At 61.1% G+C, this 23,435-nt stretch carries 7 protein-coding genes; 3 read left to right on the top strand and 4 right to left on the bottom strand.

Annotation, left to right across the window (positions count from 1 at the left end):
* The first annotated feature begins 45 nt into the window (after positions 1–45).
* On the top strand, positions 46–1,545 hold the full coding sequence (locus ACRC4F_RS05230) for a purine-cytosine permease family protein (protein ID WP_438658392.1): 1,500 nt from the start codon (positions 46–48) through the stop codon (positions 1,543–1,545).
* Positions 1,542–2,381, top strand: coding sequence for a nitrilase family protein (locus ACRC4F_RS05225; protein ID WP_438658391.1), 840 nt, complete (start codon positions 1,542–1,544; stop codon positions 2,379–2,381). Before ACRC4F_RS05230 ends, ACRC4F_RS05225 begins: the two co-directional genes overlap by 4 nt.
* A gap of 675 nt (positions 2,382–3,056) precedes the next feature.
* Here the strand turns inward: ACRC4F_RS05225 and ACRC4F_RS05220 are convergent.
* The 4 genes from ACRC4F_RS05220 to ACRC4F_RS05205 all read right to left on the bottom strand — a co-directional run bounded on the left by ACRC4F_RS05220 (position 3,057) and on the right by ACRC4F_RS05205 (position 10,952).
* A complete protein-coding gene (locus tag ACRC4F_RS05220; RefSeq protein WP_438658465.1) occupies positions 3,057–6,086 on the bottom strand; it encodes an Ig-like domain-containing protein in 3,030 nt (1,009 codons plus the stop codon).
* A 452-nt stretch (positions 6,087–6,538) separates the two neighbouring features.
* A complete protein-coding gene (locus tag ACRC4F_RS05215; RefSeq protein WP_438658390.1) occupies positions 6,539–7,867 on the bottom strand; it encodes a TolC family outer membrane protein in 1,329 nt (442 codons plus the stop codon).
* A 1-nt stretch (position 7,868) separates the two neighbouring features.
* Entirely contained in the window at positions 7,869–9,209 is a 1,341-nt protein-coding gene (locus tag ACRC4F_RS05210; protein WP_438658389.1) for an HlyD family type I secretion periplasmic adaptor subunit, read from the bottom strand.
* A 6-nt stretch (positions 9,210–9,215) separates the two neighbouring features.
* Positions 9,216–10,952, bottom strand: coding sequence for a type I secretion system permease/ATPase (locus ACRC4F_RS05205; RefSeq protein ID WP_438658388.1), 1,737 nt, complete (start codon positions 10,950–10,952; stop codon positions 9,216–9,218).
* Positions 10,953–11,646: 694 nt separating this feature from the next.
* Between ACRC4F_RS05205 and ACRC4F_RS05200 the strand changes: the two genes are divergently transcribed.
* The gene (locus tag ACRC4F_RS05200) at positions 11,647–23,415 is read left to right on the top strand and encodes a peroxidase family protein (RefSeq protein WP_438658387.1); all 11,769 of its coding nucleotides are present in this window, start codon (positions 11,647–11,649) and stop codon (positions 23,413–23,415) included.
* Positions 23,416–23,435: the final 20 nt, after the last annotated feature.

Genomic DNA, 23,435 nt, shown 5'->3' with positions numbered 1-23,435 from the left:
CGCTTTGCCCATAAAAACAACAATCAACTGCATAGGAACAATCGTATGTCAGGGTCTCCTCATTCTGCGCACGCCCTCGAGGCGAGTGGCGGGTTGGCCATCGAAGGCCACTCGATCGATTACATTCCGGAAAACGAACGCCACGCCAAGCTCAGCAGCCAGGGCCCTTTCTGGTTTTTGGGCAACTTCCACTTCTTCACCATCTCCATCGGTTTTGTCGGCCCGAGCCTCGGCTTGTCGGCGCTGTGGACCATGGTCGCCGGTGCGCTCGGGATCATGTTCGGCACGATCTTCATGGCTTTCCACGGCTCGCAAGGCCCCGAAATGGGCCTCCCGCAAATGATCCAGTCCCGCGCCCAGTTCGGCTATCGCGGCGTGATCCTGGCCTTGATGGCGACGATGTTCGTGTTCGTCGGCTTCAACGTGGTGAACATCTCGCTGATCATGAACGGCCTCGAACACGTCTTCGGCATCGACCCGACCCTTGTCGCCGTTGCCGTGGTGTTGATCGGCGCGCTGCTGTCGATTTACGGCCACGACCTGATGCACAAAGCCTTCAAGTGGGCGTTACTGGCGACCTTACCGCTGTATGCGCTGGTCACCATCGCCTTGATGTTCGGCGCCGGCCAGGAGGGCGTCGCACCGTCGACCGATCTGGGCTTCAGTTGGGTCGCGTTTGCCACGCTGTTTGCCATCGGCGCGAGCTACAACATTTCCTATGCGCCTTACGTCTCCGACTATTCCCGATACCTGCCGAAAAACACCAGCCGACCAAAATTGATCGCCGCCATATTCATCGGCGCATCGTTATCGGGCGGCTGGATGATCGGCCTCGGCGCCTGGCTCGCACAGCAGTTGAAAGCGGCGGATGCGCTGGTGGCGCTGAACCAGGTCGGCTCTTCGATGATCCCGGGCCTGGGCAATGTGCTGGTCATCGTCTCGGTGGCGGGCTTCCTGCCGATCATCGCGCTCAACACCTACAGCGCCATGCTGACATTGTTGACCGGCGTCGACTCGATCAAAAAAATCACGCCGACACCCCGCGCCCGAGTGATGTCCATCTCCGCGATCAGCCTCATCCTGTTGACCTGCGTGCTGTCGATCAAGGGCGATGGCATCGCGCTGTTGAACACCTTCCTCGTGCTGCTGTTGTACTTCCTCGTGCCCTGGACCGCGGTCAATCTGGTCGACTACTTCTTCGTGCGCAAAGGCCGCTACGCCATCCCGCACTTCTTCACGCCAAAGGGCATTTATGGCGCCTGGCAATTCCGCGGGATCGTCTCGTACCTGATCGGCTTTGCCGCGATGGTGCCGTTCTTCTACATCTTCGATGCCGCCGCCGGTAAAGAGGTTTTCGTCGGGCCACTGGCGCGCATGCTCGAAGGCGTGGACATCGCCTGGCTGGTCGGCCTGGTGGTTTCCGGCCTGACGTATTACCTCCTCAGCCGCTCGATCGACCTCGAGTACGAACGCCGGATCATCGAATCGATCACCGAAAGCGACATTGTTGCCATGGCTCATCAGCCTGTGGAGGAGGGGCGTTGAACAGCGTGAAAAATACCGTGGTCGCCTGCTGCCAGGTGGCACCGAAAATAGGCGACCTTGCATACAACCGGACCCTGACAGAACGTGCGATTCGCTCGGCGGCGTTGCAGGGGGCGCAAGTGGTGGTGCTGCCCGAACTGGTGCAGAGCGGCTATGTATTCAACGACCGCAGCGAAGCATTGTCATTGTCCGAAACGGTCGAAGGACCGACCTTGAATCTGTGGGCGGCACTTGCCCACGAGCTGAACCTCGTGGTGGTCGGCGGTTTCTGTGAACGGCTGGAGGGCGATCAGCTTACCAATAGCGCCGCGATGATCGATGCCCAAGGCCTGCGCGCCGTGTATCGCAAGGCGCACCTTTGGGACGCGGAAAGCGAAATATTCAGCCCCGGCAATGACGCGCCGCCGGTGGTCGAAACGGTCCATGGACGGATCGGCATGCTGATTTGCTACGACCTGGAATTTCCTGAATGGGTGCGCCTGCCTGCACTGGCTGGCGCCGATTTGCTCTGCGCGCCGGTCAATTGGCCCGATGGGCCAAGGCCTCCGACCGAGCGCCCGGCGGAGGTGGTGCGGGTTCAGGCCAATGCTTCGGTGAACCGGATGTTCATTGCCGCGTGTGATCGGCATGGGCATGAACGCGGAGTCGGTTGGGTGCAAGGTTCGGTGATCGTTGATGCCGATGGTTATCCATTGGCCGGGCCGGCGGAGCAGGGCGGTGAGCAGATTTTGCTGGCAACACTCAACCTTGCCGAGGCGCGGAACAAGCGCATCAGTGCGCGTAATGATTTGCATCGGGATCGGCGGCACGGGTTGTATGGATTTATCGAGGGATGAAGCGGTAGTCCGCGCCACCGCGATGGGCTGCAAGCGGCCATAGAGGACACCAACGCAGTACGAAGGTTGTGGTATTTACCGTTTATTCTTACTCGAATAACAAACCGATAATATTCCAGCCTACCCCTATAGTAAAAATGAGAAGAATGAGTACAGACGTAAGTGTTATCGACTCATGGGGCATGACAGTAGCTCCCTGAAATAGCAAAGTACTATGAGCGGCGAACTTAGACGTGGGCATTTAATTATCTATTGAATGTATATGCCGTCGGAGTGTCGCTGAACTGGTTTGAAGCGGCTTTGCTCTCTCGATTATTGTGCTCATTAACTTTCAGCAAACTCTATGCCAAACGTTAAGAGCCTATTAGTCCTGCCGGTTTAATCAGTTTTGGGCCTCTTTCGATATAGGCTTGGGTAAATAAAGCCCGTTTATGGGGATGTGTCCTCTGAACTGGGGAGGCATTTCAAGTTGGTTTTTGCGCCAAACCGGTACTGGCCGTTAGCAACTCTGGGCCAAATGCTGCCGGTGGCTAATGGCTGGAATCGATAGCTGCCGCATGAAAGGCAGCTATCGACCCATTGAAGTTTCCGTCCAGGAACACAACCTGCAACACTGCGAGCAACCCTTCAGGCAATTGCTGAGCAGGCCGGCGGCGTTGCGGTCATGTCAGCGTGTTACCGCGGTGCCGAGACCGCCACGGTCACCGTCGCCGGTGTCGATAGCGCGCCCTTGGTATCGCTGGCTTGATAGGTAAAGCTGGCGACGAACGACGCAGCGATTGGGGACGGTGGCGTGTAGATCACGCGCACGCCGTCGGTGCTGACTGTGACCGTGCCCTTGCCGGCGCTCGGTTGCGTCAGACCCACCACTTTAAGTGGCACATGACCGTCAGGGTCGGAGTCGTTGGCCAGCACATTGATGGTCAGCGGTTTGCCGTCTCTGTTGGTGGCGCTGTCGGGTTTGGCGACCGGTTTTTTGTTTTCGCCTTCGCCTTCGCCGGTGCGGAAGGTCGGCAGCGCCGCAGAGTTCACATAGGTGACGCCGTCCCAGCCGGGCAGGGGTGTTGGCATCAACTGAAACTGGCCGGGCCTCTCGATGTCCCAGCGCAGCAGCATCGAAGTGTCCTCATGCTGGGTGTTGTGGCAGTGCTCCATGTAGGTCCCGGAGAACTCGCGGAAGCGCACGGCTATTTCCACATCCACCGAACTGTCGATGCCCTCGCCTATGCGATAGACGTCCTTGCGCGCGCCTTTTTCCCATTCCGGTGGCGCCTTGCCGTCGCGGTTGAGGACGATGCCTTCTTCGAAATGCACGTGCACCGGGTGAGTCCAGCCGTTGCCACCGTTCCTGATTTTCCACACCTCGAGGGTGCCGTCGCCGGAGAACCCGGCATCCGTCGGACCGTTGGCCAGTTGCGGGGCGGCGCTGATTCGCCGTGAGTCCATCTGGTAGCCAAAACCACCGTCGGTCTTGATGGTCCAGGGTTCTTCGTCCGTGCCATCGGAGCGACCGAAGATGAACTCGCGATGCCGCGCCAGTTTGAGTTTGGCCTGCACCGTCGGATCGTCACGGTTGAGGGTCAGCGGAATCATGATTTTACCGACCGCCTTGCCCGGTTTGGCCGGCTCGTACTCGGCAGGGTTCATGCTCACATCCGTGCCGCTGTAAGGCTGCACCACCATTTGCATGAATTTGCCCACCACCGGGTCGCCATTGTCCCATTCCAGTCCTTTGCTCCCCAGCTTGAGCACCGCTTTGTACTTCCCGGACAATACGTCGGCCAGGCTGATCGGATCCATCTCCGGTCCCCTGCCGCCCTGGTGCACCATCAGGTTGACGAAGTACAGCTTGTCGCCAGTCTTGATCCCGTTTTTCGCGAAGTTGACGATGATGTCGTAACGCTCGGCAATGCCTTGGGCCGGCAGGATAGCGTTGTGGTCCTGCAGGTCGCCGTCGCCGTCCAGGTCCATGCTGCCGTCGAACGGCACGGCGTGTTCCATGATGTTGCCGTCGTTGCCGATCAGGTGGAACGGCACGCGCGCATAAGACACGCCGGAACCTGCCGGTCCGGGGAATTCGCCGCCGGTGCCGGCGATTTCACGCACCAGCGCGATCCTGAAGTAGCGCGACACCGAGCCGTTGAGGATGCGGAAACGATAGCTGCGAGCACGCACGTTCAGGCGCGGCTGGTACTGCCAGTTGACCAGGATCTGATCGCCGAGAAAGCCGTCGGTGTTGAACGGGTTGAACCACAGCTGACCGTTCTTATCCCAGGCCTTGTCGGCCACCATGATGTTGACGTCATAGTCGCGGTTGCCCCAGGGCAGCGCCGAGCCGCTGGGCAGGCGCAGGTTGACGCCGTCCTCGACCGCCTCATTGCCGCGATCGAGGGCGCTGTAGTAGTTCATCATCACCGCGTTGCCCTTGTAGACGTTCTGCGCGGTGAAATCGAGCATGTGGTCGTGGAACCAGTGAGTACTCATGGTTTCGCGCCAGTCGCCGCGGATCCTGATGGTGCCGTTGTTGCAAGTCTTCAGGCCCGGGGTGGCGTCGTTGACGAACAGGGTTTCGCCCGGGGCGCACGGGAACGCCGCGCGAGGATCTTCAGCCTTGGTGTTGATGGTGTCGTAGCCGGCCAGTTGCATGGGCCAGCGATAATCGTAGTACTGCCCCGGAAAGAAGAACGCATTGGTATAGCCGTCGCTTTCGGCCGGGTTGTGGCCGTTGTGTTCGTGGGTGCTGAGGGTGTGCAGGCCGAAACCCATGTTGGCGGCAGGGTCGATCGGCAGGGCGTTGTAGTGACGCATCAGCACCGGTTGGCCGTAGCGCACCATCAGCAGTTTTGTAGGAAAGGTGCCGTCGAAGGTCCATAGCGCCTTGTGGTTCTGAATCGGCATTTTGGGGTGAAAACGGGTGTCGATGCCTTTGGTGGTGCCCGTGGTGGTCGGGATGTCCGAGGTCTGGTAGTAGAGCCCGCCAGGCCCGAACTCACCGACGGCGTAGTTGTGCATTTGTCGGCGGTCGCGCATGCCGCCGTTGAGTTTGGCGCCGGCTTGCACGGTCTTGAAGGCGACCTGCGGGTAGAACTCGTTCCAGCGTTGATGGGACCAGCCTTTTCCTGGTGGACGACCTTCGGCCGGCGAACCGACCGGATGGCGGTTGAGAAAGGCTTCGATCTGCGATTTCCAGGGGTTGCGATCCAGCACGTTGGAGTATTGCGACGGAAACGGGTAAAGCCCGGGCTGGCGCATGAAGGCTTCCAGCGCCGCACTCGACGGGCCGCTGCGAGCGATGCTGTCCGGGTCCTGCTGTGGCGCCGGACCGGCAAGGGGCACAGGGAAGGTCAGTGTCGGCGCGGGCAGGGTCGGGTCGAGTTTCTCCGTGCCGAACTCCTCCATCAGCAGCAGTTGCTGCGTGTAGGGCTGCGCCCCGAACAACGGGCTGGGTTTGCCGTTGGTGGGGATTTTGAACGAGGTTTGCAGGGCCGGCGGCAGCGCGTTGTCGGCGCGTGGGGTGTTGCGGTCACCGTACGCGCCGTTGGGCAGGGCAATCGCGCCCTGGTTGGTCGGCGGCATTGTTTTCAAGGCTTCCAGCGCTGCCGCAGGGTCGGCAGGCGGGTTGGTATACGCCGAGGGGTCCGTCGGAGGCGGTTGGTTGACGTCGTCGAGTGGTACGGCATTGGCAGTGTTGAGAGTAAGGAGCATCGCACAGGGCAGGCTTGACCTGCGCAGCAAGACGATGGAATTGCATGGTGGTTTAGCGCGTTTCATTTTTCACCCCTCGCGTGATGCCCCGCCGTCTCCACGTTCGGGACGACAGCTAATGCGGGTACAAGGTGAGGAGCAACAAACGAGCCACTACAGCAGCGCGAAGAAAAAGTTCAGTTTCATTGACTGACGGCGTGTAGTGTCACAAGTGATCGAAAAACTGGGTGGGGGAGATTCCTTAAATACGGTTGAAACTCCCCATCTATGGTGGGTGTAGCGCCCCGTTTATGGGGATGGAATTACCCGTTTTCGACAGTGAAAAATCGGCGTCAAAGCGTGGAGAGTGGTTCGGCGGGATGGTTTTGGGCGGCGAGCCTTGATGAATCAGAGTTACCCGGAAGTGGGGTGCCGGTCAGCTCTCATTGGCTCAACCGGCCCACTGGCGAACATCAGTTGGTGACCAGCAGTTCCGGGCCAAGGTAGTTGTTGATCTGGTCGATATCATCGTCGCCCAGGCTGCCCACCGAAGAGGCCAGGCGCAGACGCGACATCAAATAACGCAACTTGGCCTCGAACAGATCGTGTTGCGCAACGAAGAGCAACTCCTGGGCGTTGAGGACGTCCGAATTGGTGCTGGTGCCACCCTCCTTGAAACCCTTGCGTGTCGAAGTCAGTGAGCGTTCGTTGGACTCCACGGCCCGCTCCAGCGCGTGAATACGCTTGGCGCCGCTATGGATGCCGGCATACTCGCGGGTGGTGCCGGAAATGACTTCTTGTCGCGTGGCGTCGAGCTCGTCCAGGGCCTTGTAACTATTGGCGCTGGCTTGACGTGTCAGCGCGCTGGTACCACCACCGTTGTACAGCGGGAAATTCACTTCCAGCCCGATTGAGCCGTAGCGGTTGCGTTGATTGAGCTCGGAGATTGATTGGCTGTCGCCCGCTGTGTAGCCGGCAACGAAATCCAGTGTCGGCCAGTGTCCCGCCTTGGCGCGCTTCACTTCTTCTTCAGCGAGGTTGCTGCTGTGACGGCGCGCATGGATCAGCGGACTATCGGTCTGAGCCTTGACCAACCAGTCCTGCAGGTTGCTCGGTAGCAGCGGTGGCGTATCGAAGCCCGGACGCAAGGTTGTCAGCGATTCGGGTGTTTCTCCGATGTGTTCCTCAAGCTTGCGGCGGGCATTGATCAGGTTGTCCTGTGCTTCGATCAACTCGGCTTCGGCGAGGTCGCGGCGAGCGACCGACTCGTCGATGTCGGTGACAGTGCCGGCCCCCAGCTCCATGCGCCGTTTCGCCGAGGCGAGTTGCTCATCGAAGGCGCTCAGTTTGGACTTGGCGAGGACGATGGTTTCGCTGGCCAGGAGCACGTCGAAATAGCTTTCGGCCAGGCGCACCGCCGCGTCCTGACTCTTGGCATCGAACACCGCGACGCTGTAGTCGGCACGCTGTTTGCCCTGGCGGTACTCGGCCATTTTCTGTTTGTTGAACAGCGGCTGGCGCAAGCGCACATTGGCGCCCTTGGAGTCGTAGTCCAGATCCCTTTCGATGCCGCTCTGGCGCTGGGTGCCATTGACCTTGTTGTCGTAGGCCGAGGCACTGATCTGCGGTAGCAGGCCGGCCTGGCCAATGGCGCGGTTTTCCAGGCCGGCTTCTTTTTCATGCACGGCGGCGCGGTAGACGGGGCCTTGGTACTGCAGCAGATCCCAGGCTTGTTTGAGGTCCATGGCACTGGCCGGGAAGGACAGCCCCAGCAGGCAGAAGATCAGGCAATGACGGTCCATTTCATTGCTCCTTGAACGAGCTGTCGACACGCTCGAGCATGGGTTTGAGGAGATAGCTCATCAAGTTGCGCTCGCCGGTCTTGATGGTGACGCTGGCGGGCATGCCGGGACGAATGTGATTGCTGCCAAGCAAGCTCATGCCCTCGGGCGTGACTTCTACCTGTGCCAGGTAGTACGGCTGCTTGCTTTCCTCGTCGAGCAGGCGGTCGGCGGAGACGGTCTTCACACGGCCGGGGATGTTGGGCGTCCGGGCATGGTTGAAGGCCGGGAAGGCAATGTCCACCGCCAGGCCGGGGACCATCTTGTCGATGGCCTGCACGGGAATCATCGCGTCGACCTGCAGCGGTTCGTTGTCCGGCACGATTTCCATGATCTTGAAACCGGGCTGAATGATCCCGCCGATGGTCGCAATGCTCAGGGATTGGACCATGCCGTCGATGGGCGAGCGAATCACCGTGTGGGTCACTTCATAGTCCAGCGCACGCAAGCGGTCGGCCAGGGTGGTGTTTTCCTTGGCGGTGTCGGTGAGCTGAGATTCGACTTCCTTCTGGTAATCATGCTGGCGCTGCAGGATGCGCAGCTTGATTTCGGTGGCTTGGCTGCGTATGCGAGCGATGTTATTGAGGTTTTCCGCCTGGCCTGCGGAGAGGTCGGCATTGCTGCGTTCCAGCTCAAGCAGCCGGTTGCGCGGCACATAGCCTTCGGCTGCCAGCATGCGGGTGCCTTGCAGTTCCTGGCTGAGGAAGTTGATCTGCGAGGCGCGGGCGCCATAGACCTGCTGCAGCCCCTTGAGCTGCACCGCCGACGCTGCGAGGTTTTCCTGCAGGATGCTGATTTCGCCAGCAAGGCCGGCGCGCCGGGTATCGAGCAGTCGTTGTTGCAGATCCATGGCGGCGACCAGGCGGTGGTCGTTGCCGAAATGCTTGAGCAATTCGGGATCGTAGTTCACCACATCGTGGCCGTCGCGTTCCGCTTCCAGACGGTTTTCCACGGTCTTGCTGACGATGTACTGGGCGCTGACCGCACCCTGTTCGGCAACGGCACGCAGCGAGTCGAGGCGGACCAGCTCCTGGCCTTTTTTCACGGCATCGCCTTCGCGTACAAGAATGGCCTCCACCGTGCCGCCGCTCAGATGCTGCACGGCTTTGCGGTTGCTGGTGACTTTTACCGTGCCTGTCGCGACCACGCCGGCATCCAGCGGCGCCAGCCAGGACCACAGGAGGAAGCCGCCGAAACCGGCGAGCACCAGCCAGATGCCCCGGCGCATGGGTTTGCCGACGTCCAGGTCCACCACGTTTCCGGGATCGGTGTGAATCATCTCGATGTGTTGGTTCATTTGCATGATCGGTCACTCCCGTGCTTTGACGGAGGCCAGCGGAGTCGACGCGCCTGCAGGCATCACATGGGTCTTGCGCAGCGCTGCGAATACTTCGTCACGTGTGCCCAGCATCTGAACGCCGCCGTCGCGCAGCATCAGTACCTTATCGACGGCGCAGAGCACGTTGGGGCGGTGGGAAATCAGAATGACGGTGGCGCCACGGCCCTTGAGTTGGGCCAGCGCATCGACCAGGGCCTTTTCACCGACGTCGTCGAGGTTGGCGTTCGGCTCATCCAGCACAATCAAATTGGGCTCTCCATACAGCGCGCGGGCCAGGGCGATGCGTTGCTTCTGGCCGCCGGAAAGCGGGCTGCCATCGGTGCCCAGACGGGTCTCATAACCCTGCGCAAAACGCAGGATCATCTCGTGCACTCCGGTCGTTCTTGCGGCGCGGATGACTGCGTCGCTGTCCACTTCGCCAAAGCGCGCAATATTGTCGGCGATGGTGCCCTCGAACAGCTCAACGTCCTGCGGCAGGTAACCGAGCCAAGGGCCAAGTTCGCCCTTGTTCCAGGTGAAGATGTCCGCGCCGTCCAGGCGCACCTTGCCGGCCTGCGCCGGCCAGACGCCGACCAGCAGGCGGGCGAGGGTGGATTTGCCCGAGGCGGATGGACCGATAATGCCAAGGCTTTCGCCGGGGGAAAGGTTGAAGCTCACCCCGCGCACAATCGTGTTGCCGGTGCCGGGGGCGCCGGCATACACATTCTCCACGGCCAACATGCCCAGCGGCCGCTGCAGCGACATGCTGGGTGGCCGGCGAGGATAGTCTTCAAGCATCTCGTTGAGCCTGCCCCAGGCTGACCGACAACCGAGCAGTTGCTTCCACGACGCGATGACTTGTTCCACCGGGGCCAGCGCGCGGCCGGTGAGGATCGAGCAAGCAATCATCATCCCGGGAGTGATTTTGCCTTCGATCGCCAGCAGTGCGCCGGCGCCGAGGATCAGCGACTGCAACGTGATACGCACGAAGCGCCCGGTGCTGCTGATCAGGGCGGCACGGTCGGAGGCCAGAGTCTGCATTTCGAGGATGCGCAAATGGCTTTGGTACCAGCGCTTGCCAATCGACGGCAGCATGCCCATGGCCTCGATGACCTCGGCGTTGCGCAGGTTGTTGTTGGCGTAGCAGGCGGAGGAGAGGGCGGCCTGATTGGCTTCGGCCAGCGGCTTCTGCGTGGCCTTTTCGGTGAGATAAGCCAGGAACACCAGAATCAGCGAGCCGATCAGGGTGATCAGTCCGAGCAGCGGGTGGATCAGGTAGGCGACCAGCAGGTACAGCGGCGTCCAGGGTGCATCGAAAAAAGCGAACAGGGAATTGCCGGCGAGGAACTGACGAACTTGCGCGAGATCTTGCAGGGCCTGGGCCGGATTGCCTCCGGCACGACTCAGGTTGCGCTCGAACGCAGCAGTGAAGACGCGTCGGTTGAGGTCCATGTCGAGGCAGTTGCCGACCCGGATCAATACGCGGGTGCGCACCAGTTCCAGCGTGGACATCAGCAAGAACAGTCCTATCACCAGCACGGTCAACATCGTCAATGTCGTGACGTTGCGACTGACCAGGGCCCGGTCGTAGACCTGCAGCATGTACACGGCTGGCGTCAACATCATGACGTTGATGACGCCACTGAATCCTGCCAGCGAATAAAAACTGCGGCGCAGGCTAAAAATCGCGTCAGCCAGTTCGGATCGGGTGCTCGAGAGTTTGTGCATTTGAAAGACCCTCACCGAAAAAGTCGGTTGTGCTCGCGGCAAAAAAGCAGCAGCAAATGTCGTCGCTAACCATAGATGTAGTTGCGAATGCTTCTCTTGGACACAAGCGATAGCGTTCTTAAAAAAGTTCCATAAATTCTTATGTTCACATGCAGCAGCGTAGGTGGCGTTTGTTTCTCTAGCGATACAGTTTGAAATAACATTTCGCTCTAGCTGTTCTTCTGAATTTCTATAACTCGTTTAAGAACAGTAAGTTGTCATACTAAATGCCGGTCGACTTTTTTTGCGTCGTAATATTGACATCGCAAGGCTATGGAACTTTAGTCATCTTCAAGGGCGCCCGTCTGAAGCTTGCCATCGCTTCGAAAGTGCAAGGCACGGTGGTCCTGAAGGAGCACGGCATGTCGATCATTTCGTTCTGTAGCACTGTGATGGAGCTGTTCAGGAAGTTCGCTTTGACTTCCCGATTCCATGGCCCACCCGTGGCCCGGAATCGCTCTGCCTAATCGCTCAGCGACCTTTCATTTCGCGAATTCCAGGCGCGCATAACCGGGCGCAGGGGACGGCTTTGCCTGACCCACGCCTGCTCTCGCCAAAAAATCGAACCAACGAACTGCGCAAGCCAGCACTTGACTGGGCGCGGGAGGGTTTCCTCGTCCCATGCCTTTCTCCCCATTAGATCGAGGACACCGCAATGGCCAATTTCAACAAGTCGGACCTGGAATTCATCCTCAAGCAAATCTTCATCGCCGAAGCCCATGCCAGCGGCGCCAGCCTCATTGATTTGCTGCCCAACAGTCAGGTGCCATTCGGCCTGCGAACCGTCGATGGCAGCTACAACAACCTGGTCGCCGGGCAAAGCGAGTTTGGCGCTGCGGACAATTCCTTCCTGCGCGTACTGGATGCCCAGTATCGAGCGGCCTATGCCGCGTCAGGGAATGTGGTCGACCCGCAGCCGCGGATCATCAGTAACCTGATCAACGATCAGACAGCCAACAACCCGGCCGCGGTTGCCGCGAACGGCGGCGCCGACCCGGTGATCAGTCCCGGTCTGGATGGCGTGTTCGGCACGGCCGACGACAAGGAAGTGTTCTTCATCCCCAACGAGTCGCCGGACGTGGGTCTGACCGCCGGCTTCAACTCGTGGATGACCTTCTTCGGCCAGTTCTTCGACCACGGCCTCGACCTGGTCACCAAGAGCAGCACCGACTTCGTGTTTATTCCGCTGCTGCCGGACGATCCGTTGTACGTCGAGGGCAGCCCGACCAACTTCATGGTGCTGCCACGTGCCGTGCATACCCCTGGCGCGGACGGAATACTCGGCACTGCCGATGATGGCCAGCCCAACACCACCTCGCCGTTCGTGGACCAAAGCCAGACTTACAGCTCGCACCCCTCGCATCAGGTGTTCCTGCGCGAATATGCCCTGAACGCGGCAGGTGACCCTGTTGCAACGGGACGCTTGATTACCAACCGCGATCTCGGCGCCGACGGCAAGTTCGGCACGGCCGATGATGGCGATGGCACCACTGGCGGCATGGCGACCTGGGCCGTGGTCAAGGCCCAGGCCCGTGACATTCTCGGCATCAACCTGACCGACGCCGATGTGCACAGCGTGCCGCTGCTGGCAACCGATGCGTATGGCAACTTCATCCGGGGGCCGAGCGGCATGCCGCAGGTGGTGATGCGCGTCAGTAACGGTACTGACGGGATCGCCGGGACGGCTGATGACGTCACGCAACTGGTCGAAGGCAACCGGGATGCGCCGATCAGTCTGGCCAGCGCCGTGAGCGCCGGGCATGGCTTCCTCGACGACATCGCCCACAATGCCGCGCCGGTAGTCGTTGGCGGGGTTCTGAAGGCGGATGCTGACGACGATATCGGCAATGCGCAGCCGGTTGGCGCGGGCGGCAACAACCTGACCTACGACAATGAGCTGCTCGACGCTCACTACATTGCCGGTGACGGCCGGGTGAACGAGAACATCGGCCTGACCTCCGTGCACCATGTGTTCCACTCCGAACACAATCGCCTGGTCCAGCAAACCAAGGACACCCTCCTTGCCGCCGGCGATCTGGCCTTCCTCAATGAGTGGCTGGCGGTTGACGTGACCGCGATTCCGACTACACCCGCCGGCATCGCGGCGTTGGTGTGGGACGGCGAACGCCTGTTCCAGGCCGCCAAGTTTGGCACCGAGATGCAGTACCAACACCTGGTGTTCGAGGAGTTCGCGCGGACCATTCAGCCACAGATCGACGAGTTCCTTGCCCCTAACGGGTATGACACCTCGATCAACCCGGCCATCCTCGCCGAGTTCGCCCACGTGGTGTACCGCTTCGGTCACTCGATGTTGACCGAGACCGTCGATCGCTTCGACCCCGAATTCAATCCGCTGCTCACTGACCCGAACAACCCGGACTCGCAAATGGGTTTGATCGCGGCCTTCCTCAATCCGCTGGCGTTCGCCGGCAGCGGGGCGACGCCGGACGAAGCGGCAGGGGCAATCATTCGCGGTGTGACCCGCCAGCTCGGCAACGAGATCGACGAGTTCGTCACCGAAGCGTTGCGCAACAATCTGCTCGGTCTGCCGCTCGATTTGCCGGCCCTGAACATGGCGCGTGGCCGCGACACGGGCATCCCCACGTTGAATGAAGCGCGCCGTGAGATGTACGCATCAACCGGCGACAGCCAACTCAAGCCGTACATCAGTTGGGCCGACTTTGCGGACCACCTCAAGCACCCCGAGTCGTTAGTCAACTTCATCGCGGCCTATGGCACGCATGACACGATTACGTCGGCGACCACACTGGCCGACAAACGCGCTGCAGCCATGGCGCTGGTATTCGGTGGTGCGGGTTCACCGGCTGACCGCCTGAGCTTCCTCAACAGCACCGGTGTCTATGCCAACGTAACGCTGGCCGGCAAGGATGGGCTGACGGGTACGGCCGACGACGTGACGGGTGTGACGATCACGGGTCTCGACGATGTCGACTTCTGGGTCGGTGGCCTCGCCGAGCAGAAAATGCCGTTCGGCGGCATGCTCGGCTCGACGTTCAACTTCGTGTTCGAAACCCAGATGGAAGCGTTGCAGAACGGCGACCGCTTCTACTACCTGTCGCGCACCGCGGGCCTGAACTTCGGCACCGAGCTGGAGAACAACTCCTTTGCCAAGTTGATGATGCTCAACACCGATGTCACCCACCTGTCGAACACTGTGTTCCTGACGCCGACGTTCACCCTCGAAGTGAATCAGGCCGATCAGTTCACCAACCTTGGCTTGAACGGCAAGGCCGATCCTACTGGCGGCCTCATGATCAACGGCGTGGAAATCGTGAAGCTGGTGATCCGCGACAACCCCGACACCCCTGGCGCAGACAGCAATTATCTTCAGTACACCGGTGAAGACCATGTCGTCCTGGGCGGCACCGCCGGCAATGACATCCTCATCTCCGGTGACGGCGATGACACCCTTTACGGCGACGGCGGTAACGATCGCCTCGAAGGTGGCGCCGGGAACGATGCGGTGCTGGGTGGCGCGGGCGATGACATCATTACCGACTCGTTCGGCGACAACCGTCTGGAAGGCAATGCGGGCAACGATGTGATCGTGGCCGGTAGCATGCTGGCTGGCGGCAATCTGATCCTGGGCGGCGATGGGCAGGACTTCATCGTCACCACCGAAGATATCAGCACCACCTTTGGCGGCCAGGGCGACGATTTCATCCTGGGTGCCAAGACCAACCTGCCCGCCACCGGCAACGAAGGCGACGACTGGATCGAAAAGGGCACCCAGGACGGTGCACCTGGCGATAACGCCTCGCCCTTGCTCAACGATGATGTGATCGGCAACGACATCTTTATCGGCGGTGGTGGCTTCGACGAAATGATCGGCGAGGGTGGCGATGACATCTTTGTCGGCAGCGATGCCCAGGACAATATGGACGGCATGTCCGGTTTCGACTGGGTGACCCACAAAAATGACCGGATCGGCGTGACCGTTGACCTGACCATGGCCGCGCTGGCACAGCCACACGGCAACGCGCCCAACCAGAACAACGGGCCGTTCAATCCGGTCGGCGCATCGCCGGCCTCGATTCTTGACCGCTTCGCAGAAGTGGAAGGGTTGTCCGGTTCGAAGTTCGGCGATGTGCTCAGAGGCGATAATGTCGATGCCGACACGATCATAAACCACGGTGGCACCACGGGCAGCGCACTGACCAACGTCGCGTTGATCCGCGGACTGGCGCAGTTCCTGTCCGATGCCGGACTGCCGACCACAGGCTTTGCCACGGGTAACATCATCCTGGGTGGCAATGGCAGTGACCTGATCGAGGGCCGCGGGGGCGATGACCTGATCGACGGCGACAAATGGCTCAACGTCAGAATTGCGGTCTATGCCCCGGGTGATGTCAACCATACCGGGCCCGAGATCGCCAGCTTCGACAGCATGGTCGACATGATTCCGTTCATGCTGGACGGTACCTATAACCCGGGCCAACTCAAGGCCGTGCGGGAAATCCTGCCCGGTACCTCGACGGGCGGGGCAGCTTTCGACACCGCGATTTTCTCCGGTCTTCAGTCCGAGTATGTGGTGACTCAGAACACCCGCGGCACGGCGGATCTGTCGGACGATGTCTGGACGGTGACGGATACCGACGTGGCTCGCGACGGCACCGATACCCTGCTGCATATCGAACGTCTGCAATTCGCCGATGGCCAGCGAGTGCTGGTGCCGGGGCTCAATGCTCAACCGGTTGGCAGACCGACCATCGCCGATGGAAACGGCGGGGCGATTACGGTGGGCGACATGCTGACCGTCAGCGTGGCCGGGGTGACCGATGCCAACAACGTCGGGGGGACTCTGAACAATTCCTCGGTGTCCTACTACTGGCAGTTCGAGGCCGATCCAGGCACTGGCGTGTTCGAGGACATCATCCTGCTGCCTGCCGGTGACCTGGCGTTCCAGAGTGCCGACGGCACCTCGTTCAAGGTCTCTCCGGATCTCGCCGGTCTGTCGTTGCGGGTCAAGGCGATCTACCAGGATGGTCATGGCACGACAGAAGTGGTGTTCTCGCAACCGACGTCCGTGGTGGTTCCCGGCGCGCCGGTCGTGCCAACGGCACCGACACCTGTAGTCGATGCAACGGCGGGCGGCGAGGGCCTTCACATGGTCCGCTCCGACCTCAACTTCATTCTTGATCAGATCAAGATTGCCGAGGCTGACGCGTCCGGTCAGGACATCCTCTCGTTGATCCCGAATATCCGCGCACCCTTGGGCTTGCGTGCGGTCGATGGATCGAACAACAACCTGCTGAACCTCAATGGCATCAACAACACCCAGTATGGTGCGGCTGATAACCTCTTTCCGCGTGTGAGCGATCCGGTGTTCAATCCGGCCGAAGGTGCTCCTGCGGGATTCTTCGGCCCCGGCTCGCCGGCCATCCCGGGAACGTCCTATCAGCAAACCAGCGGGCCTGTGTTTGACTCGCAGCCGCGCACCATCAGTAACCTGATCGTCGACCAGACGTCGAACAACCCGGCGGCCTATGCCACGGCTTACGAGGCGGGGGCGGACGGTGTGCTCAATTACGGCACGCCGCACAATGATGATGTGCTCAAGGAAGGTGTGCGGATAGTCGCCAGCCCTGGCATGGATGGTCAGTTCGGTACTGCCGATGACCACGATGTGTACCTGTTCGAAAACACCACGGCGGATGCGGGATTGTCCGCGCCGTTCAACGCCTGGATGACCTTCTTCGGGCAGTTCTTCGACCATGGTCTGGACCTGCTCACCAAGGGCGGTTCGGGCACCGTGTACATTCCGTTGCAACCGGATGATCCGCTGTATGTACCCGGCGGCCACACCAATTTCATGGTGTTGACCCGCGCGACCAACCAGCCAGGGGCGGATGGTGTGCTCGGCACGGCCGACGACATCCATGAACATACCAACACCACCACGCCGTTCGTGGACCAGAACCAGACCTACAGCTCGCATCCCTCGCACCAGGTGTTTCTGCGCGGTTATGTACTGACTGATGACGGCCCCATCGCGACCGGCAGGCTGATCACCAACCGTGACCTGGGGGCGGACGGCAAGTACGGAACCTCTGACGACTCCGAAATCGGCGGCATGGCCACCTGGAAGGTGGTCAAGGCGCAGGCCAAGGACATTCTGGGTATCCGCCTCACCGATGCCGATGTCGATAACTCGCCGTTGTTGGCCACCGACGCCTATGGCAACTTCATCAAAGGGCCAAACGGCTTCCCGATGGTCGTGATGAAAGGGGCTGACGGCCTTGGCGGTACGGCTGATGACGTTCTGGTCGAAGGCAACCCGCTTGCTCCCGTCGATCTGACCAATGCGGTGCGCACCGGTCACCAGTTCCTCGCCGACATTGCCCACAATGCAGCGCCGGTGTTCAGCGGTGGCGTGCTCATGCCTGACGCGGATTCCAACATCGGCAACGCAGTGCCGGTCAATCCGCAGACCGGGGCCAACCTGGCCTACGACAACGAGTTGCTGAATGCGCACTACATCGCCGGCGACGGCCGGGTCAACGAGAACATCGGCCTGACCGCCGTGCATGCGATCTTCCACGCCGAGCACAACCGGCTGGTGGCGCAGACGATGGACACCGTGCTCGATTCGGGTGATGTAGCCTTCATCAACGAGTGGCTGCTGGCTCCGGTGAGCGCGTTGCCCGCCAACCAAGCTGAAATCGATGCGCTGGTATGGAATGGCGAGCGCTTGTTCCAGGCGGCCAAGTTCGGCACCGAGATGCAGTATCAACACCTGGTGTTCGAGGAGTTTGCACGGACCATTCAGCCCCGAGTCGACCTGTTCTTTGCGCCGACCCAGGTCTATGACGTCGACCTCGACGCCTCGATCGTCGCCGAGTTCGCTCACACCGTTTACCGGTTTGGCCACTCGATGCTGACCGAGACCGTCGATCGCTACGATGGCAATTTCAACGTGGTGGGCGATCCGAACAGCGCTGATCCCGATCAGCAACTGGGCTTGATCGCGGCGTTTCTCAACCCGTTGGCGTACGCCGCCAGTGGCGTGACGCCAGAGGATGCGACCAGTGCGATTATCCGTGGGGTGACTCGCCAAGCCGGTAACGAAATCGACGAGTTCGTGACCGAGGCGCTGCGCAACAACCTGCTCGGCCTGCCGCTCGACCTGCCGGCGATCAACATTGCCCGTGGCCGCGACGTGGGGATTCCCTCACTCAACGCGATCCGCCGCGACATCTACAGCCAGACCGGTGATACCCAACTCAAGCCTTACACCAGCTGGGTCGACCTGGTTCAACACCTCAAACATCCGGAGTCGTTGATCAACTTCATCGCGGCCTATGGCACCCATGGCACGATCTCGGCCGCGACCACCCTGGAAGCCAAACGCGCGGCTACCATGGCCCTGGTCTTTGGCGGTACGGGTGCGCCGGCTGACCGCATGGACTTCCTCAACGGCACTGGCACCTGGGCCAACGTGACGCGTGCCGGCAAGGACGGGGTGCTGGGGACTGCCGACGATCTGAAGGGGGTGACGATCACGGGTGTCGATGCCATCGACCTCTGGATCGGTGGTCTGGCCGAAGAGAAAACGCCGTTCGGTGGCATGCTCGGCTCGACCTTCAACTTCGTGTTCGAGAACCAGATGGAAAAACTGCAGGACGGCGACCGCTTCTATTATCTGGAGCGTACTTCCGGCCTGTCGATGAATGCCGAGCTGGAAAGCAACTCGTTCGCCAAGCTGATCATGGCCAACACCTCGGCCACGCACTTGCCAGGCCTGGTGTTCTCGGACCCGGGGTTCTATCTGGAAAGGGACCAGAGCAAGCAGTTCAACGATGGCCTGGGCCACGCCGATCCACTGGGCGAGCACGGCGAGCAGGTGGTGTTCCGCGACAACCCGCTGACTGCAGGACCGGACGCCAACTACATCCGGTACTCGGGTGACGAGCACATCGTGCTGGGCGGCACCAACGGCGCTGACATCCTCATCGCCAGTGAAGGCGATGACACGGTCTGGGGTGACGGCGGCAACGATCGCATCGAAGGCGGTGACGGTAATGACCAACTGCGCGGTGGCGCCGGCGACGACATCATCAGCGACCGCGGCGGCGACGATAACATCCAGGGTGGCGACGGCAACGACGTGCTGCACGGTGGTAACGGCGTCAACCTGATCATTGGCGGCTTTGGCAATGACTTCATCGTGACCGGCGAGGACGCTTCCGAGGCCATTGGTGGCCAGGGCAACGACTTCATCCTGGGCAGCAAAGCCAACGAACAGGACATGGGTAACGAAGGCGACGACTGGATCGAGAAGGGCACCTCGGACGGTGCGCCTGGCGACAACTTCGACCCGTTCGGCAACGACCCTGTCATCGGCCACGATGTGTTCATCGGCGCCAGCGAAAACGACAAGTTCAACGGCGAGGGCGGCGACGACATCATGGTCGGCAGTCTCGGCCTCGGTGACCGCTATATCGGCGGTTCCGGCTATGACTGGGCAACCTTCAAGGACCTCGCCCAAGGCGTGTCCATCGATTTCACCGACCGCTTTTTCGATGTACCTCCGGTGCCGGGATCGGGTGCCTCGGCGCTCGTGCGTTTCGACATCATGGAAGGGCTGTCGGGTTCAAAGCACGGTGACTTCCTGCGCGGTGATAACGAAGATGCAACCTCGCTACCCACCGCCGGCGCGACCGGCAGTGTGCTGACCAACATCAATCTGATCGACGGCCTGGCTGATCTGTTGCCCGCCGGCGCGACGTTCTTCGACGGCGGCAACATCATCCTCGGTGGCAGCGGCAGCGACCTTATCGAAGGTCGTGGTGGTGACGACATCATTGATGGTGACAAGTGGCTGAACGTACGCATCAGCGTACGGGCGAACATCGATGGCACCGGCCCGGAAATCGCCTCGTTCGACAGCATGGAGCCGATGGTGCCGTTCATGCTGAACGGTACTTACAACCCGGGTCAGTTGATCATCAAGCGGGAGATTCTGACCGGCAATGACCGCTACGACACCGCGGTGTTCTCCGGTAATTCGACGGAATACCTTGTCGAAGTCCAGGGCGACACCGTCATCGTGACCGACCTGGTGGCGGGGCGTGATGGCGTCGATCGACTGACGGGCATCGAGCGTCTGCAGTTCTCTGACCTGGCGCAAGAATCCGGAGTGGGCACCGCCTTGAACGAAGGCCCATCGGGTCATCTGGCGATTCTCGACGATGCTACCGGTCTGCGTGACGACACGCCTGTCGCCGGCCAGTTGCTGCGCGTCAGCAATCGAGCGGTACACGATGCGGACAACGTAAGTGGGGTCAATCCGACCGGCGGGGTAACCGGTGCGGTGGCTTACTACTGGCAGGTCGAAAACATTCCCGGCACGGGCATCTATGAAGACATCACCGTGATTGCCGCCGGCGAAGCGTCGCGAGCCACTGGCACCACCTACCGGGTGGCGGACGATGTGGCGGGCCTGAACATCCGCGTCAGGGCGGTGTATCAGGATGCCAAGGGCACCCTGGAGATCATCGATTCGTCGGGGAACAGCACGCCGACCGCAGGGCCGACCATCAACGGGCTCCTGGTGCAGAACCAACTGTTGACCGCTGACCCGTCGAGCATCATCGACCTTGATGGCCTCAGCAATCCGCAGTTCACCTACCAGTGGCAGGCGACCAATGGGGTCAGCTTCGTCAACATCGCCGGCGCCACCGCCAGCACGTTCACGCTTGGCCAGGACCAGGTCGGCGATCAGGTGCGCGTGGTGGTCAGTTACGTGGATGACTTCGGTGTGGCCGAAAGCGTGGCGTCCGACCCTTCGGACCCGGTGGCCAACGTCAACGACGCACCGACAGGCGCGTTGCTGATCAGCGACACGACACCTGAAGAAGGGCAGCTGCTGACCGCGCTGACGGCCGGGATTGCCGATGCGGATGGGTTGGGCACCTTCAGCTACCAATGGCAGCAAGGTCTCGGCACAACCTTCAGCAACATCACCGGTGCGACCGCTGCGACGTTCACCCCGGGTGTGGCGCAAAACAATCTGCAACTGCGGGTGATCGTGCGCTATACCGATGGATTCGGCACGCTGGAGACGGTGACCTCTGCGGCAACCGCCGCCGTTACGCTGCCGCCTGGCGTGGTACTAGTGGGTACCGCTCTGGGGGAAACGCTCACCGGTGGCGCGGGTGCCGATGTGCTGAGTGGCCTGGGCGGGAACGACACGCTTAATGGTCTGGGCGGCATTGACCAGTTGTTTGGCGGCACTGGCAACGACATCCTCAACGGCGGAGACGGCAACGACATCCTCAATGGCGAGGACGGCAACGACACCCTCAACGGTGGGCTCGGCGCGGACGCCATGAACGGTGGTGCCGGCAACGACACCTTTGTGGTGGACAACGTCGGTGACACCGTCGTCGAGGCGCTGGGTGGCGGGACCGATCTGGTGCAAACCAGTCTGGCCAGCTACGCACTCGGTGCCAACGTCGAAAACCTGACTTATACCGGAGGCGCCAGCTTCACCGGTACCGGTAATGCGCTGGACAACACCCTCACTGGCGGGGCCGGTAACGACGTCCTCAGTGGCGGGGACGGCAACGATACCCTCAACGGCGGGCTCGGCGCAGATGCCATGAACGGCGGTGCCGGCAACGACACCTTTGTGGTCGACAACGTCGGTGACACTGTCACCGAGGCGCTGAATGGTGGGACCGATCTGGTGCAAACCAGCCTGGCCACCTACGTGCTCGGTGCCAACCTCGAAAACCTGACCTATACCGGCGCGGGCAACTTCACCGGTACCGGTAATGCGCTGGCCAACACCATTACCGGCGGGGTCGGTAACGACACCCTCAGTGGCGGGGACGGCAACGACATTCTCAACGGTGGGCTCGGCGCGGATGCCATGAACGGGGGTACCGGCAACGACACCTTTGTGGTCGACAACGTCGGTGACACGGTCACCGAGGCGCTGGGTGGCGGGACCGATCTGGTGCAAACCAGCCTGGCCAGCTACGTACTGGGTGCCAACGTCGAGAACCTGACCTATACCGGCGCCGGCAACTTCACCGGTACCGGTAATGCGCTGGCCAACACAATCACCGGCGGGGCCGGTAACGACGTGCTCAACGGCGGTGCGGGTGCAGACCAGATGGTTGGGGGCACCGGCAACGATACCTACGTCGTCGATGTGGCAGCGGACGTGGTGGTTGAAGCGGCGGGTGGCGGGACGGATACCGTGCAGACGGCGCTGGCCAGCTACACGCTGGGTGCCAACCTTGAAAACCTGTCCTTTACCGGCGTCGGCAACTTCGTCGGCAACGGCAACGCGTTGAACAACGTCATCACCGGCGGTGCCGGTAATGACACCCTCAATGGCGATAGCGGCAACGACATCCTCAATGGCGGTCTCGGCGTGGATGTCATGGATGGCGGTGTCGGCAACGACACCTTTGTGGTCGACAACGTCGGCGACACCGTCATTGAGGCGCTGGGCGGCGGTACCGATCTGGTGCAAACCAGTCTGGCCAGCTACCTGCTGGGTGCCAACGTCGAGAACCTGACCTTCACCGGCGTCGGCAACTTCACCGGTACCGGTAATGCCCTGGCCAACACCCTGACCGGCGGGGCCGGCAACGACGTCCTCAATGGCGGTGCAGGCACCGACCAGTTAATTGGCGGCGCCGGCAACGACACCTACATCGTCGATGCAACCGCGGACGCGGTGGTAGAAGCGGCCGGTGGCGGTACGGATACCGTGCAGGCGTCGCAGGCCAGCTACACACTCAGCGCCAACGTCGAAAACCTGACCTACACCGGGGTCGGCAACTTCGTCGGCAACGGCAACGTGTTGAACAACGTCATCACCGGTGGCGCAGGCAATGACACCCTCAATGGTGGCAGCGGCGACGACATCCTCACCGGCAACGGCGGTAACGACACGCTCAATGGTGACCTCGGCAACGACACGCTGCTCGGCGGGCTGGGTGACGACCGCCTGGATGGCGGTACCGGCAATGATCTGCTCGAGGGTGGCGATGGCAACGACACGCTGCTCGGTGGTATCGGTAACGACACCTTGTTGGGTGGCATCGGCAGTGACTCGATCGATGGCGGTGCTGGCAACGATACGGTCACGGGGGGGGCCGGCAACGACCTCATGGACGCCGGCAATGGCAACGATGTCTTCCTGTTCGCAGCGGGCTTCGGAGCCGATCAGATCTTCAACTTCGATGCCAACGCGGCGGGAGGCCAGGACCTTCTCGATATTTCCGCGTTCGGCGTCACAGCTGCGACGTTTGCCGCCACCGTCATCATCACCGATCTCGGTGCGGATACCTTGATCAGCTCCGCAGGCGCTGAGTCCATCCGCTTGATAGGGGTGGCGGACGCGACGACGGTTACTGCTTCGGACTTCATTTTGGCTAGTTGAGGTTCTGATCGGGATTGATG

The sequence above is a fragment of the Pseudomonas sp. genome (assembly GCF_051660785.1).
Classification (GTDB): domain Bacteria; phylum Pseudomonadota; class Gammaproteobacteria; order Pseudomonadales; family Pseudomonadaceae; genus Aquipseudomonas.
This window is presented reverse-complemented; position numbering and strand designations above follow the sequence as displayed.